Origin of the sequence: Lactobacillus sp. ESL0260 (genome assembly GCF_003692935.1) — a bacterium.
In the GTDB taxonomy this organism is placed as follows: Bacteria; Bacillota; Bacilli; order Lactobacillales; family Lactobacillaceae; genus Lactobacillus; species Lactobacillus melliventris.
In genome coordinates, this window is record NZ_REHO01000012.1 from 66705 (window position 1) to 80721 (window position 14017).

The 14017-nt window shown below is 36.5% G+C and carries 17 protein-coding genes and 1 other annotated feature; all 17 genes read right to left on the reverse strand.

Annotated elements, in window-relative coordinates; translation table 11 throughout:
* Positions 1–15: 15 nt before the first annotated feature.
* A complete protein-coding gene (locus F5ESL0260_RS05940) occupies positions 16–588 on the reverse strand; it encodes a DUF177 domain-containing protein (RefSeq protein WP_122026232.1) in 573 nt (190 codons plus the stop codon).
* Positions 589–1743: a nucleotidyltransferase gene (locus tag F5ESL0260_RS05945; protein WP_110446273.1), complete on the reverse strand. Its 1155-nt coding sequence runs from the start codon at positions 1741–1743 to the stop codon at positions 589–591.
* Between the two features lie 6 nt (positions 1744–1749).
* A complete protein-coding gene (rsfS, locus tag F5ESL0260_RS05950) occupies positions 1750–2097 on the reverse strand; it encodes a ribosome silencing factor (protein WP_122026233.1) in 348 nt (115 codons plus the stop codon).
* 8 nt (positions 2098–2105) lie between these two features.
* Positions 2106–2702, reverse strand: coding sequence for a bis(5'-nucleosyl)-tetraphosphatase (symmetrical) YqeK (yqeK, locus tag F5ESL0260_RS05955; RefSeq protein WP_046325112.1), 597 nt, complete (start codon positions 2700–2702; stop codon positions 2106–2108).
* Positions 2695–3336, reverse strand: a complete 642-nt coding sequence (locus tag F5ESL0260_RS05960) for a nicotinate-nucleotide adenylyltransferase (RefSeq protein ID WP_122026234.1) — start codon at positions 3334–3336, stop codon at positions 2695–2697. Before F5ESL0260_RS05960 ends, yqeK begins: the two co-directional genes overlap by 8 nt.
* A gap of 8 nt (positions 3337–3344) precedes the next feature.
* Entirely contained in the window at positions 3345–4460 is a 1116-nt protein-coding gene (gene yqeH / locus F5ESL0260_RS05965; protein WP_046325114.1) for a ribosome biogenesis GTPase YqeH, read from the reverse strand.
* Positions 4453–4977, reverse strand: a complete 525-nt coding sequence (locus tag F5ESL0260_RS05970) for a YqeG family HAD IIIA-type phosphatase (protein ID WP_122026235.1) — start codon at positions 4975–4977, stop codon at positions 4453–4455. Before F5ESL0260_RS05970 ends, yqeH begins: the two co-directional genes overlap by 8 nt.
* A 107-nt stretch (positions 4978–5084) precedes the next feature.
* Entirely contained in the window at positions 5085–5441 is a 357-nt protein-coding gene (gene rplT, locus F5ESL0260_RS05975) for a 50S ribosomal protein L20 (protein ID WP_034980161.1), read from the reverse strand.
* Positions 5442–5477: 36 nt separating this feature from the next.
* On the reverse strand, positions 5478–5678 hold the full coding sequence (gene rpmI / locus F5ESL0260_RS05980) for a 50S ribosomal protein L35 (protein WP_034980158.1): 201 nt from the start codon (positions 5676–5678) through the stop codon (positions 5478–5480).
* 21 nt (positions 5679–5699) lie between these two features.
* Positions 5700–6212 (reverse strand): translation initiation factor IF-3, encoded by a 513-nt coding sequence (infC, locus tag F5ESL0260_RS05985; RefSeq protein ID WP_046325116.1) that lies wholly within the window; start codon positions 6210–6212, stop codon positions 5700–5702.
* 37 nt (positions 6213–6249) lie between these two features.
* Positions 6250–6361: a sequence feature (ribosomal protein L20 leader region), on the reverse strand.
* Positions 6362–6428: 67 nt separating this feature from the next.
* Complete coding sequence (locus F5ESL0260_RS05990; RefSeq protein ID WP_110446278.1) at positions 6429–7082, reverse strand: amino acid ABC transporter permease; 654 nt, start codon at positions 7080–7082, stop codon at positions 6429–6431.
* Positions 7083–7096: 14 nt separating this feature from the next.
* Positions 7097–7735 carry an amino acid ABC transporter permease gene (locus tag F5ESL0260_RS05995; protein WP_122026236.1) on the reverse strand — a complete coding sequence of 213 codons (639 nt, stop codon included), beginning with the start codon at positions 7733–7735 and terminating at the stop codon, positions 7097–7099.
* Positions 7732–8550 carry a transporter substrate-binding domain-containing protein gene (locus F5ESL0260_RS06000; protein ID WP_110446280.1) on the reverse strand — a complete coding sequence of 273 codons (819 nt, stop codon included), beginning with the start codon at positions 8548–8550 and terminating at the stop codon, positions 7732–7734. The genes F5ESL0260_RS05995 and F5ESL0260_RS06000 overlap by 4 nt, the downstream gene beginning before the upstream one ends.
* A 16-nt stretch (positions 8551–8566) precedes the next feature.
* The gene (locus F5ESL0260_RS06005; protein ID WP_046325120.1) at positions 8567–9304 is read right to left on the reverse strand and encodes an amino acid ABC transporter ATP-binding protein; all 738 of its coding nucleotides are present in this window, start codon (positions 9302–9304) and stop codon (positions 8567–8569) included.
* A 197-nt stretch (positions 9305–9501) separates the two neighbouring features.
* Complete coding sequence (gene thrS / locus F5ESL0260_RS06010) at positions 9502–11436, reverse strand: threonine--tRNA ligase (RefSeq protein ID WP_122026237.1); 1935 nt, start codon at positions 11434–11436, stop codon at positions 9502–9504.
* Between the two features lie 310 nt (positions 11437–11746).
* Positions 11747–12646 (reverse strand): primosomal protein DnaI, encoded by a 900-nt coding sequence (gene dnaI, locus F5ESL0260_RS06015; RefSeq protein ID WP_122026238.1) that lies wholly within the window; start codon positions 12644–12646, stop codon positions 11747–11749.
* Between the two features lie 10 nt (positions 12647–12656).
* Entirely contained in the window at positions 12657–14015 is a 1359-nt protein-coding gene (locus F5ESL0260_RS06020; protein WP_122026239.1) for a DnaD domain protein, read from the reverse strand.
* Between the last annotated feature and the right edge of the window lie 2 nt (positions 14016–14017).

Genomic DNA, 14017 nt, shown 5'->3' on the forward strand with positions numbered 1-14017 from the left:
GATTTTTTAACTAATTTAATTATCATTATTTCCGTTATGAATCTTTTCATTATTTTCTTTAAAAAGATCTTTTAATTTAGCAAAAGCAGGATTGATTTGATCATCTTTCTTTTTATTAAAATCTTTTTCCGAAATGACTCTCCAACCTTTTCCTTCAGGATAAATGCCCTGTTCTTGCTCATTGGTAGTTAAAATTGTTGTTGGGATATTTAGTAAAATGTTATCCTCAATTGCTTTTTGCAGATCAATAACTTCGTGCTCGACTTTGACAATCGGAATATCACTCTCATCAATCTCTTCTTTAGCTATCTCAACATCTGTATAATTTTCACTAAAATGAAAATCTTCTTTAAACTTAACAGGATCTAAGCTGCGACTGGATGGTACTATAAGATCTGCTTGTACCTGAAAATTGCCAGTGACAAATGGTTGATTATAAAATAAATCTCCTGTCACTAAAACTCTATCAACTCGATAGACTAAACCATGACTTCGCTTAATAAAATCATCTGCTACCTGCAAATCGCATTCAATATGAGTTACAGGTTCCTTACTATATTTGATCTGCGAATAATTCAGTTTTAACATTTAGACCTCCAATGGACGACGGCCAAAGTTTTGATCCACTTGCAGCAGTTGTTCAAAAAAGCGGTCAACTCGAAGTTGCAGCCTCATTGAGCCACTTTGAGTATTTTTTTGATCAACTTTAGAAATGATATCTGCAGGGGTTTCTTTTCTAATCCGTTTAAGATATTTCCTACCTACTTTACTGTATCCCAATAGCAAAAGTGATTCATGATTAAAACTGTCAATCATATCCTCTTGGGTCACATTCATCAAAGTATATAAACTTAGTCGACGCAAGCGTGAATACGTATACCGTTTCGATTTTACTCTACGTAAAAATTCGGTAAACGTTTGTGCAGTATGTATCTCCTGCTTCATTTTATATTCCAGGCCTTCACTCATCTGATATATATTCTGCAATTCTGAAATTGAAGAGGATTCTAACCTGTATTTTAAAAATGGAAACAGCAGATTCCAATTGGGATAATTTTTTTGTTTAAAAAGTAATTTTACTTCTTTTTTAGGCATCCATTCTTCTAATGTAGAACTAACTTCATTATGCAAAATCATATTGCGAATTGCACTTGCGCTTTGAACTACCTTATTACTTTGTAAAACATCGTCATGACCTGCTCCAATGCGGTTAATTGGATGTAAAACTAGAGGAGTACCTAAATTATGGTTGGCTACTGCATAAGCTAAAGCCAAAATCGCATTAGGTTCACTAACTTCATGACCAACTTCACGTGCTACCATCTGATTATATTGAGTTGAATAAGTCTGACTGTAATCATTAAAGTCCATGTGACTTTGAGGAATTTCCGCAATTTTACTACCCAAATAAGCATAATTTTGAGTAGCATCTTCAACTCCAAAAATTAAATCAGTAACGCCCACTTTTACCAATTGGTCGATGCTGCCGAGTGCAAATAAATCTGCAGGCTCAACTGAAGTGGAAAATGGCAGTTCAAATACCAAGTCAGCGCCACTAGCAAGTGCTGTCTGGGCGCGAGTCCACTTATCCATTATTGCCATTTCGCCGCGTTGAACGTAATTTCCAGACATGACGACAATGATCGGGTCTTTGCTTCCAGCTATATAACGAGCCTGATTCATTAAGAATTCATGCCCACTGTGAAAGGGATTATATTCTGCAATGATCCCAACTACACTCATGGTTAGCTAATCTTCCTTTAATTCTAATTTTTTACCATTGACCCATAATTTTTCAACATTATAAAAATCACGAGCATCTTCAGTAAAAACATTTACGACAACATCGCCCAAGTCAAGTAAAAGCCAGTTGGATTCACTCGTACCTTCAACACGGTAATCATAATAATTATGTTTGTGAGCTTCGTCAATAATTGCATTGGCTATTGCGTGCAACTGTCTGTTTGAGCCCGCACTAGTAACTACGTAATAATCTGCTAAAATACTATGTCCTTGCATATCGTAAGCTACTGTATCTTCTCCATGACGGTCGCCAATTGCTTTTAACGTAAAAGTCAATAATTCTTTGCTAGTCATTTTTCTCCTTATTCATTAATACCCCAAACGTTATATGCGTCTAAAGTACGGGGATAGATTTTATTCCTTTTGTCAATTAAAAATTTAAGAGTGTGTGCTAACTGGTAGCCAACTCCCTGGTTAATATTAGCATAAGTTATTTTACGCGCTTCTTCAACACCTGGAAATGATCTGCCTGGTTCAATATAATCAGCCATGAACACAATTTTATCTAAAGTTGTCATTTCAACGTCAGCAGTAGTATGTTTGCGGACTGCAGTTAGTATTTCCGGATCATTAATCTTTAAATCTCTTTGGATAAAATAGGTACCAACAATACCGTGCCAAATGCTCCGATTCCAATTTAACAGGTCCTGATCGAAGCCTTGTGTTTTAATCACTTCACGATATTCATCAACTGCAACTTGTTTAGCATAATCATGAATAAACCCGGCTAAAGCTGCCTTATCTACATCATAGTGGTTAAGCTCGGCCAATTTACGAGCAGTTTTACTGACTCCTATACAGTGTTCAAAGCGGTCAGCAGTCATATTGCTCTTTTCCTTAGCAATAATTTCAGAACTTGATAAAGAAGAATATGTTTTCTTAAATACTAAATCAGTCATGATATAAACCCTTTTTATGAATATAATTTCTAACTGTATCAGGTACCAGATATCTGATTGAACCTCCAATTGCAATCGTTTGTCTAATCAAAGTCGAACTAATATCTATAGCTGGAGAATCAACCCAAATCATCGGCAATTTTGCTTTCTGAGGATAACCAGCCCTTTGAACACCCACTAAGGTTGCTAATTGGGCCAGCTTTGTTGGTTCCTTCCATTCATTTAAATTATTGACTTGGTCACTACCCATGATCAAGTAATAATGGTTTTCAGGCTGAGTTTCACGTAAATATCTTAATGTGTCTACAGTATAAGATACTCCTCCACGATATAATTCAAACAGTTTTACCTGAAAACGGGGATTGTCTTGAGTACCTAACTCCAACATATTTGCCCTATCTTGAGCAGAAACACTGGGTTCATTTTTTAGCGGGGGCACATTAGTAGGAATAAACCAAATTTCATCTAAGTGTAATTTAGTCAATACCTGTTCAGCCACTATCAAATGGCCGATATGAATAGGATTAAAAGTTCCACCAAAAATTCCGATCTGGCGACCCTTTTTAGGTGTCAATTTTTCTTCCGCTACAGCCACAGTAGGTGTTTTTTGATAATTTTTTGCAATAGCAATCATTATATCCTCTAAATTAAAGCTCGTCTAATACCCAGTCCGATTTTACCAGGTGTATAAATTTTAACTAAACAATCTGCAGGAACTGTAATAAAACCAATTCCGCCAAAAAGCAAGTCGCTTTTACTACCAGTATGATATTCCTGACCCTTTAAAAGAGGCAGCTTATCACTTTTTGCAGGTGGGCTAAGTAATTCACCAATATGCTTTTCGTAAAAGCTGTCTGCGTTTTCGGTTTTAGTTCTGTGAATATACAATCCGCGTGCTGCATAAACTGTAAAACTTGCTTTTTTTCCTTTTAAATAGTCAACTCTGCCCAGACCAGCCAAAAATAAACTGTTTCCCGGACTAAGCTGAAAAGTAACCGGCTTAAGCTGTTTTTGAGGCGATATTAACTCCAGTTCCTGGGTGTTTAAGTGCGTGGCCAACTGATTCTTAGTCAAAATACCTGGTGTATCAACTAAAAAGTGACCATTCGTTAGCGGAATTTCAATCTTATCAAGCGTGGTCCCTGGAAAACGTGAAGTAGTAATCAAATTTTGAATATCACCCATTTGCTCAATAATAGCATTAAGAAGAGTTGACTTTCCAACATTAGTCGTTCCGACAAAGTAGACATCTTGATCTCGGGAATTATGATCTAGGTAACTTATTAATTCCGGCAAGTTCTTTTTATTTTTAGCACTGACCAAAAAGATTTTTTTAGGGTATAATCCCATCCTATTAGCCTCTTGCCTCATCCAATCTTTAATTTTGCTTTGACGAGAATTCTGGGGAAAGAGATCAAATTTATTGCCCACTAAAATAAAATCATTATTACCTATAAAGCGCTTGAGAGCCGAAAGCAAAGAGTTAGTAAAATCAAACAGATCTACCACATTAACGACCAAAGCTTTTTTTTCTGCTAACGAATTCAATAACTTTAAAAAGTCATCATTGTCCGCTTTGACTGGCATAATCTCATTATAATGACGCAAACGAAAGCAACGTTGACAATAAACGTCATTATCCTCATCTTTGCTTTCTCTTGCCTGCTTTAAACGTGCAGCCGGAAGATAACCGGCTTCTTCTACATTATCAGATTGAAGAACAGCACCACAACCAATACATATAATTTGGTCATCCATTTTTGATAGTCTCCTTAAATTTAACGGGATGTGATAAGCCCAAAAGGAAAAAAATAATTTTTTCAAAAAAACGATTAATACGGGTATTCCATTTATCTGTTTCAATAAGAGGTTTTACTAACACCGATTCTACCCCAGCTAGATTTCCTGCCTGAATATCAGTAATTAGCTGATCTCCTACCATCATGACCTGTTCTTTTTTTAAACCCATACTTTGCCTTTTGCGGGTGATCGCAAAAGGCAGTGGCTTTTTGGATTTAGCAACAAAGTCTATATTATAAGGATTCAATACTTTACCCACTCTTTCAGCATTGTTATTAGAAATCACAACAAGCTTAATTTTAGCATGCTCTAACTTCTTATTGAAACTATTCATTTTTTCTGCAGTTTCAAACTCGTTCCAAGCCAAAAGAGTATTATCTAAATCTGAAAAAACAGCTTTGATGCCCATTTTATGCAGCTCAGCAGTATTTAAATGATAAATTGTATCAATCGTATAGCGTGGTCTGAATAACATGCAAAATTCCCTTCATCATATCCATTGCACTAGTTTAATATACCAAATTATCAGCTGCAAGTGCTAAATTTTGACATAAAAAAACAGCGCCATAAGCGCTATTTTGGTTAATTTAAAGCCTTCTTAGCAGTTTCTGCTAATTTTGCAAAGGTCTTTGAATCGTTATAAGCAATATCAGCTAACATCTTACGGTTAATATCAACACCAGCTAATTTCAAGCCGTGCATTAACTTAGAATATGAAATATCATTTTGTCTTGCTGCAGCATTGATTCTGGCAATCCATAACTTTCTGAAGTCGCTCTTACGTCTTCTTCTGTCACGAAATGCATATCTGTAAGATACAAATAACTGTGTACTTGCAGCCTTAAATTGCATATGCTTTGCGCCACGGTAACCCTTGGCAAGCTTCATAATCTTTTTACGACGTTTACGTGTAACTGTTCCACCCTTAACTCTTGGCATCTAAAATTCCTCCTAAATATCGTTTGATTGATGTAATTAACGCATTTGAGAGAGCATCTGTTTGATGCGCTTCAAGTCGCTGCGTGAAACCATTGCAGCCTTTCTCAAATGACGACGTTGTTTCTTAGTCTTGCCGTGGAAACGGTGGCCGGTAAAAGCGTGATGACGCTTTAATTGACCAGAAGCAGTTCTCTTAAAACGCTTAGCAGAAGCGCGGTGGGTTTTCATTTTTGGCATTTTCTAATTCCTCCAAATTAACTAATTATTTTTGTCACTCTTCGGAGCGAGCATTAAGAACATTGAACGGCCTTCCATCTTAGGTTTGCTAACTACAGTAGCAATATCGGATGTAGCTTCAGCCATTTTTTCCAATACTTCACGACCTAGTTCCTTATGAGTGATTGCTCGACCTCTGAACCTGATCGAAACGCGTACTTTAGCACCTTCTTTAGTGATAAATTTACGCGCATGTTTTAACTTAGTGTTAAAATCGTTACCCTCAATCGTTGGACTTAAACGGATTTCTTTAACACTGACCGTTTTAGACTTTTTACGGGACTCTTTAACCTTCTTTTGTTGCTGGAAACGGTACTTACCATAGTCCATGATACGAGCAACAGGTGGCTTGGCATTAGGCGAAATTAGAACTAAATCTAAATTTGCAACACTTGCTTGGCGTAAAGCCTCAGTTTTAGTAACAACACCAACTTGTTCACCATCTTCATTAATTAAACGAACTTCGCGAGCGCGAATTTGATCGTTCAATATCAAATTTCTTGGAATAATTCTTCACCTCCGTGTTAATCTGAGGACAAGAAAAAGACGGGTAAACTTTACCCGCCCTTAATCAACAGAAAATATCGATCAGCCTAGAGGTCAACTTAACTTAGGCGAGAAGCGGGAAGCTTCTTCTTGTTCTCAACTAAAATGATTATACTCGTCTTCAGTATACGTGTCAATAAGATAAACTTTAAAATATTTGTTTCATTATACTAAACGCTTATTAAGTTTATTACCAACTACAGATAATGTAAAGCAGATGATAAAATATAAAAACGTTAAAGTCGCAAACATTGGCACAATATAATTAGCATTTTGACCATAGATGACTTGCGCATGTTGCATAAGTTCCGGGACAACAATAATAGTTGCTAGGGAAGTATCCTTAATTAAAGAAACAAACTGTCCAATAATAGTAGGTATCATGTGCCGATAGGCCTGTGGTAAAACCACATGCCATAATGACTGCACAAATGTCATCCCGGTTGATCTGGCTCCTTCAATTTGGCCAATTGCTACTGATTGAATACCAGAGCGGACAATTTCTGCAATCATGCTGGACTCAAAGATTGTCATAGCAATAATTGCTGATAAAATTGCCCCTGGCCTGAGGCCAATATTTGGTAGGCCAAAATATGTAAAAAAGATAATTAATAATAAAGGCAGATTTCTAACTAAATCAATAATAAAACCTACAATTGCCGAAACAAATTTAATCTTAGCATAGCGAATTATTCCTAGGACTGAACCTAAAATGAAACTCAATACAATTGCAAAAACCGAAATAAATAGTGTAACAGCCAGACCTTTTAACAAAAAGCCAAAGTTTAACCATGATAGAGCATCAATCCATGTTTGCATTTTAAGTCGCCTCCCTACGCCATTTTCTTTTCCAAGTGCCGCATGTAATAACTTAGTGGCATAGTAATTATCAGATATAATATGCCGATTACAAAGTAGCTGTTAAATGTATCAAAAGTTACAGATGCAATTGCATTGGCTTGATACATTAAATCAAAACCTGCGACAAAAGCCAGTATTGAAGAATCTTTAATTAAATTAACAAATTGATTACCAAGCGGTGGAATAACAATCTTAAGTGCTTGAGGTAAGATTACATAACGCATAGCCTGACTATAAGTCATACCGGTTGACCTGGCACCTTCCATTTGACCTTGAGATACCGACTGAATACCTGAACGAATAATTTCCGCAATAAAAGCTGAGGTATATAGGAACAACCCAATAGTCCCAGCGGTGAAACCGTCAATTTGAACAAAATATATAGGTACTATTAGATAAAAGAACATTACGATAATCAATAATGGAATATTACGAAAGATTTCAACGTAAATCCTGCCAATCCTATTAGCTATTTTATTCGGAATAACTTCTAATAGAGCTAATAAAACACCAAAAATCAGACTAAATACTAATGTTAACAAGCTTGATAAAATAGTCCAGCCGAACCCTGCGAATAGTTGACTACTAAAATCATTGAAGATCCGAATCATTTAATATACATCTCCTTATAGTTAAAACCAGGAACTTGACCGAACCACTTTTTGATTAAGCGATTGTATTCTCCACTTTTCTGAATCTTATCAATGGCTCGATTTATTGCTCTATGAAAAGGTTCTTGATTTTTATTTACTGCAATACCATAAGGTTCTTTAGTATAAGTTCCTCCAGTTACTTCAAGGCTATCAGGACTTTGTGCTGCTAGACCATATAAAATACCATTATCACTGGTCAAAGCGTCGCCTTGATGAGATTTCAAAGCTGATACTGCTTGACCATAATCTTGCATAGCGACCACTTTTGCTCTGGGGGCAATTTTCTTTACAGCCTCAACTGAGTTATCGCCAACGATCCCGATTACAGTTTTGCCATTAAGATCACTGGGCTTTTTAATATCTGATCCTTTAGGAACAAGAAAAGATTTACCGGCCTGAAAATATGATTTAGAAAAACTGATTACTTGGGCTCTTTCTGGAGTAATTGTTAGGGTGGCAATTACCGCATCAACATTACCGTTTTTCAACAAGGGAATTCTTGATTGTGAAGTGGCAAGAGTAAAGCGAGCTTGTCCTTTAGGACCTAAAATTTCTTTGGTAATAGCTTTAGCCATATCAATATCAAAACCTTTTTCTTTATCATCTCTGATATCAATTAAACTAAATAGCTTTTTATCACCCTCAACAGCCCAAGTAATAGTATTGGCTGAACGAACATTTTTTAAAGCTGATTGATCGGCAACTTTATTACCGCAACCAGATAAAAAGAACATTCCTATTAATAGTGAGATTGAGCAAATTATTTTTTTCATGATAATGCCCTCCATCTTAATGCGCTATTATTTTGCTTAAGAACTGTTGAGCACGATCTGTTTTAGGCTGCTTAAAAAAGGAAGTACTGTCATCATCTTCTACAATCTGACCCTGATCCATAAAGATAACGCGATTAGCTACTTCTTTAGCAAAGCCCATTTCGTGAGTCACAATCAAGGAAGTCATATCGCTGGCTGATGTTACCTTTTTAATTACTTGTAGCACTTCATCAATCATTTCCGGATCAAGTGCTGATGTTGGTTCATCAAATAGTAATAATTTGGGATGCATTGCTAAAGACCGAGCAATAGCGACACGTTGCTTTTGTCCACCGGATATTTGCGCCGGCATATTTTGGGCCTTATCTGCCATGCCAACCATATCAAGCAGATGCATTGCTTGCTTTTTATTTTCGTCTTCCGGTAAATGACTTACAATTCTGGGCGCCAACATGACGTTTTCCAAAACATTTTTATTTTTATAGAGATTAAAATGCTGAAAAACCATTCCCACATCTTGGCGCAATCTGTTTGAATCAGTCTTGGGATTGGATAAATCCTGATTGTTGACTATCAGTTTGCCACCCTGAATTGATTCTAACCGATTTATTGTTCTAATAAGTGTACTTTTACCAGAACCAGAAGGTCCAATTAAAACAACAGTTTCACCTTTATCGATTTGTAAATTGATATTATGCAACGCGTGAAATTTGCCATAAAATTTCTGCACGTCATGAAATTCTACCATTGACATAATTAATGCTCCTTTTAGCAGTTTTAATTTAACTATCCAACCTATTTCTTATCAATTGATTAATTAATCAAAAGTGCATCCCGTCAACACTACATTTTGTTACTCGACGTGCAAATTTTAGCGGTTTTATATTATGGTTTAAGTTTTCAAATTATTTCTGCCATCTATATAAATTATTTTTGTTAGCTTTTACTCTTTTATTCATTGCGTGAATATGATTTAACATCTTGTTCAATTTCACGAATAAATTCGTCAAAACTCTTTGCTACTTCTTCTTCAGTACCATAGCGGCGAACGTTAACACTGTTGTCCTTGAGTTCTTTGTCACCTAAAACAAGAGTATACGGTACTTTTTGTGTTTGTGATTCACGAATCTTGTAGCCCAATTTTTCATTACGTAAGTCGGCTTCAGCTCTAAAACCTCTCTTATTGAGCTCATCACGGACTTTCTTAGCGTAATCTGAATGAGCATCCAGGTTAACAGGGATTACTTCAACTTGAACTGGAGCTAACCAGGTTGGGAAAGCACCCTTGTATATTTCAATCAAGTAAGCAATGAAACGCTCCATAGTTCCAACAATACCACGGTGGATCATAACTGGACGATGCTCTTCACCATCTTGACCAACATAAGTTAAGTTAAAGCGTTCAGGGAGCATGAAGTCCAGTTGGATAGTTGACATGGTTTCGTCAGCACCTAAAGCAGTCTTAGTCTGAATATCAAGTTTAGGACCGTAGAATGCAGCCTCACCTTCAGCTTCGACATAATCAAGGCCCATATCATCCATTGCCTTTTTCAGCATTGACTGACTTCTCTCCCACATTTCATCATTGGCAAAATACTTCTTAGTATTCTTCGGATCACGATAAGAAAGTCTGAAGTAGTAATCGGTGATGTCAAAGTCTTTGTATACATCCAGAATTAAAGTCAAAATCTTAGAGAATTCACTTTGAACCTGGTCTAAGGTTACAAATGTATGACCATCATTTAAAGTCATTTCTCTTACGCGTTGCAAACCTGACAAAGCACCAGATTTTTCATATCTGTGCATCATACCCAGTTCTGCAATGCGAATTGGCAACTCACGGTATGAACGAATATGATGCTTATAGATTTGAATGTGTGACGGACAATTCATTGGACGCAATTCAAGCATTTCCCCGTCACCCATATCCATCGGTGGGAACATGTCATCACGATAGTGTGCCCAGTGGCCTGATGTTTTATAAGCGTCAACGTTCATAAGCACTGGGGTATAAACGTGTTGGTAACCGTCAGCGACCTCTTTATCAATGATGTAACGTTCAACTACTCGGCGAATCGTGGCACCTTTTGGCATCCAGTAAGGTAAACCAGCTCCAACTTTGGGATCTACAAAGAATAAATCAAGATCTCGACCAATTGTTCTGTGATCGCGTTCTTTAATTTCTTCACGCCGCTTAATATCGGCATCTAAGTCAGCTTTTTTAAAGAAGGCTGTACCGGAAATTCTTTGAAGCATTGGGTTAGAAGATTGGCCCTTCCAATAAGCACCAGCAACAGATAATAATTTAAACTGCTTAATCTTTCCTGTATTAGGCAGTAACGCGTCGAAGCCAAAGTCGATGAAGTCTCCCAGCTTGTATACATGAATTTGGTCATCTTTTTCTGTTTTTAGCAATTCACTCTTATACGGATCATCTTTAAAAATTTCAGATAATTCCGCTTTTGACATGGAAGAAGATGCAATTTTATTTCCAGCCTTAATAACTTTTTTGATTGCTTTCTCTAATTCCGGAAGTTCGTTAACTTTAATCTGATTTTCCTTGTCAGTATCAACCAAAAAGCCATCTTCATTCGCCGCATGTTCACCAAAATGAATCTCAGGATAAGCTTTTTTAGCAACTGCTTCAAATACAAAAGCTACCGTAGCCCGTAAAATATTTAAGCCTGCTTCATCCCTGTCTGTAATAATTGCAACTTCGGCATCTTTATTTAATTTGTAATCCAAAGAAACAACTTGACCGTTTACTTTTGCTCCAATAGCAGCCTTACCTAAGGATGTACCTATGTCATGTGCTAAAACAGAAACTGATACTGCATCTTCATATTCCTTTTTAGAACCATCCGGCAAAGTAATTGCAAAACTCATTTTTTCCTCCAAAATCAAATAAATAAAAAATCCCAGTGCAGTTAAGCACTGGGACGTTAATTAACGTGGTTCCACCCAAAATTTAGTCTGGACTCCAGACTATCTCGTTCAAGATTATAACGGATCTAACCCATTTTTTAATTTCAGGTACGAATGAGTGGATTGTAACACTAATGGAAGCTTCCAGAATAATGCTTCTCTCTCTGAATCGTATTACAACATGTTCATTCATTGCAGTTAATTATAACCCAATAATTTTTTAATGCAAGTATATTTTCATTAAAAAAATTCAAACTAGACTTTTTAGTCACTAATGCCGCCGGTTGTGCCCAGAAATTACAATTTCAGTGGCTAGAGAATGTATTCTTTCCATTAATCTGGCAGCCTTTACTGGTTCAATGGCATTTTTAGTCTCTTTGAAATGATCTTCTAAGTCATTCATAGCAAAGTTAGACGAAAAGAAGGTTGGCAAAACATTATCCATTCTTGCTTGTAAAATTACTGCTAAAACTTCATCGCGTGACCACTGACTCAAATTTTCCGCACCAATATCATCAAGTATTAATAAATCGCAATTTGCAATTTTTTGAACTTCATCTTGCAAACTATTATCATTAAAATGACTTGCCAGACTGGCAATGAAAGTAGGAACATGTAAAAAAACAACATATTTGTTCATAGCAGCAACCTGATTTGCCAGTCCCGCCAATATATAGGTTTTACCAATACCAAAATTACCTGATAAATATAACCCCTTTTGATGAATATCTCGCGCATAATGATATAAAAACTTTTGAATAGCTGTCATTACTTCTTTTCTTTCAGGAGTCAGTTCTATTTGACTCAAACGAATATCCTGCAATCCCTCAGGTAAATTAATTAAGCGCAAGTGTTTCTTGATACTAATTTCTCTATCATGAATCAGCTTACTGTCCTCAGGAACAAACTTGAGGCTAATTGCATTTTTATTCATGATTAAATCAGGATAATATCCTTGAGTTACCGGGTCTTTTTTATGTTGACTAAGATAAAATTCAAACAGGCTAGGCAAACTTTTATCAATTATGCTTTCATTAAGCTGCTCTTGGTGCTGGCTGATAAATTGCTGCACTTTGGGCTCAGCCAAAACTTTTTGCTTTATTTTAGCTGTACTTTCCTCATCTGCTTTAGCTGTTTGTCCTTTAACCATAAGTTTTTTGATGGGTTGCATTTTATTTCACCTACTTCATGCCGTTTTGATCTTCAAAATTCTTGAAAAATTCTTTTAATTCTGCACTGGAAACATCCGATTTTACCTTTGGCTTTTGCTTGTTCCAATCAGTGCCCTTTTCAACCGTTTTTCTGGCAGTATAAGCATGATATCGATTGCCTCTTTGCTTTTGTGCCCTTTTTCTCTTGTCCATGTATTCCAAGGCTTGACTAGCAGTTTTAACCCCGTGTTGCAGCCAATCATGAAGTATTTTATTTGCCAAGCGAAAAGAGATATTAGGACCACTTTTTAAACAAGCATAAGTCAAAACGTTAAGCAATTCTGCCGGCATTCCCTTATCGTTATATAAATTATCAAGCACTTGATATTCACTGGCATCAACAAAATCATTCCGCTCAGTTTTTAAATGATACAAAAACTGGGCTGGAGTATCAGATTGAGCTTTCTGCAATAGCTGTTGTTCATCTTCATTTAAGTGACTAGTATTGACAAGCTTGTCTGTTAGTTCTTCTTTTTTTGGCAAATGCTGGCGCGTATCACTGCCATGAATACTGTTAGCGATAGATTGCTTAATTTGACGCATATTTAAATGATAATCACCATGTAAGCAAGGTATTGCTTCATCAACAAATTCTTGCTCGGAAAGTCCGTACATGCGCATAACAGCTCGAATAGCTTCTTCATTCTGATCAATTTCGCTGCCCGCGATTTGATAAATTTCAAATTGCTGTTTCATAAAATCCCAGTCAATATGCTCTTGCTCATTGACGGTAGCAAAAGCTTTAGAAACAGAACTGTTTTCTTTAGCAGCTTTTTTCACATCAATAGAAGGATCAATTGCTTCTTGGTCAGGTAAATGAAAAACTTCCATAAAGGATGCAGATACGTTAGGTGCTTCCTTAATTCCACTGATACTGCTTTGACTTTGCTTAGTTTCTCTAGCAAACTCATGGCTCAATTTATTAAAGGCTGTAACACCCACTTTTTCTTTTAATAAACTTGCTAAAAGTGCGGTGGTAAAAAACTCACTGCTGGAAGGAACACTTTTAAGTTTAAAACATAAAACCTGACCCATAATTTGGTTAGCAAGCAAATGGCTTTCAATTAAACCGACAGCTTCAAGTTTATGCAACGCGGGAAATAATTTTTTGATATCGCAGTCGGCTTGCTCCTGCAAAAAATAGAGACCTTTGGCATCAGAGAGCATCGCTTGCGGATTGTAGTCTTCATTTAAGCTTAAATAAACTGCCAGCGCCAGAGATCCAATGAGCGGCTGGTATAATTTGATTAAAACCCGTAAATCCTTCGGAAAAATGTCCACCCTGTTAGCAATGAAAAATGGTTGTTTGGGATCATTTGTCTCAAACATAA

What these genes read in the sequence shown, in the direction of transcription:
- thrS (WP_122026237.1), bottom strand. Translation starts at nt 11,436, where the DNA reads ATGAGTTTTGCAATTACTTTGCCGGATGGTTCTAAAAAGGAATATGAA.
- yqeK (WP_046325112.1), bottom strand. Translation starts at nt 2,702, where the DNA reads ATGACTGATTTAGTATTTAAGAAAACATATTCTTCTTTATCAAGTTCT.
- F5ESL0260_RS06005 (WP_046325120.1), bottom strand. Translation starts at nt 9,304, where the DNA reads ATGTCAATGGTAGAATTTCATGACGTGCAGAAATTTTATGGCAAATTT.
- yqeH (WP_046325114.1), bottom strand. Translation starts at nt 4,460, where the DNA reads ATGGATGACCAAATTATATGTATTGGTTGTGGTGCTGTTCTTCAATCT.
- F5ESL0260_RS05940 (WP_122026232.1), bottom strand. Translation starts at nt 588, where the DNA reads ATGTTAAAACTGAATTATTCGCAGATCAAATATAGTAAGGAACCTGTA.
- F5ESL0260_RS06020 (WP_122026239.1), bottom strand. Translation starts at nt 14,015, where the DNA reads ATGTTTGAGACAAATGATCCCAAACAACCATTTTTCATTGCTAACAGG.
- F5ESL0260_RS05995 (WP_122026236.1), bottom strand. Translation starts at nt 7,735, where the DNA reads ATGATTCGGATCTTCAATGATTTTAGTAGTCAACTATTCGCAGGGTTC.
- F5ESL0260_RS05970 (WP_122026235.1), bottom strand. Translation starts at nt 4,977, where the DNA reads ATGTTATTCAGACCACGCTATACGATTGATACAATTTATCATTTAAAT.
- F5ESL0260_RS06000 (WP_110446280.1), bottom strand. Translation starts at nt 8,550, where the DNA reads ATGAAAAAAATAATTTGCTCAATCTCACTATTAATAGGAATGTTCTTT.
- F5ESL0260_RS05990 (WP_110446278.1), bottom strand. Translation starts at nt 7,082, where the DNA reads ATGCAAACATGGATTGATGCTCTATCATGGTTAAACTTTGGCTTTTTG.
- F5ESL0260_RS05960 (WP_122026234.1), bottom strand. Translation starts at nt 3,336, where the DNA reads ATGATTGCTATTGCAAAAAATTATCAAAAAACACCTACTGTGGCTGTA.
- F5ESL0260_RS05945 (WP_110446273.1), bottom strand. Translation starts at nt 1,743, where the DNA reads ATGAGTGTAGTTGGGATCATTGCAGAATATAATCCCTTTCACAGTGGG.
- rpmI (WP_034980158.1), bottom strand. Translation starts at nt 5,678, where the DNA reads ATGCCAAAAATGAAAACCCACCGCGCTTCTGCTAAGCGTTTTAAGAGA.
- dnaI (WP_122026238.1), bottom strand. Translation starts at nt 12,646, where the DNA reads ATGCAACCCATCAAAAAACTTATGGTTAAAGGACAAACAGCTAAAGCA.
- rplT (WP_034980161.1), bottom strand. Translation starts at nt 5,441, where the DNA reads ATGCCAAGAGTTAAGGGTGGAACAGTTACACGTAAACGTCGTAAAAAG.
- rsfS (WP_122026233.1), bottom strand. Translation starts at nt 2,097, where the DNA reads ATGACTAGCAAAGAATTATTGACTTTTACGTTAAAAGCAATTGGCGAC.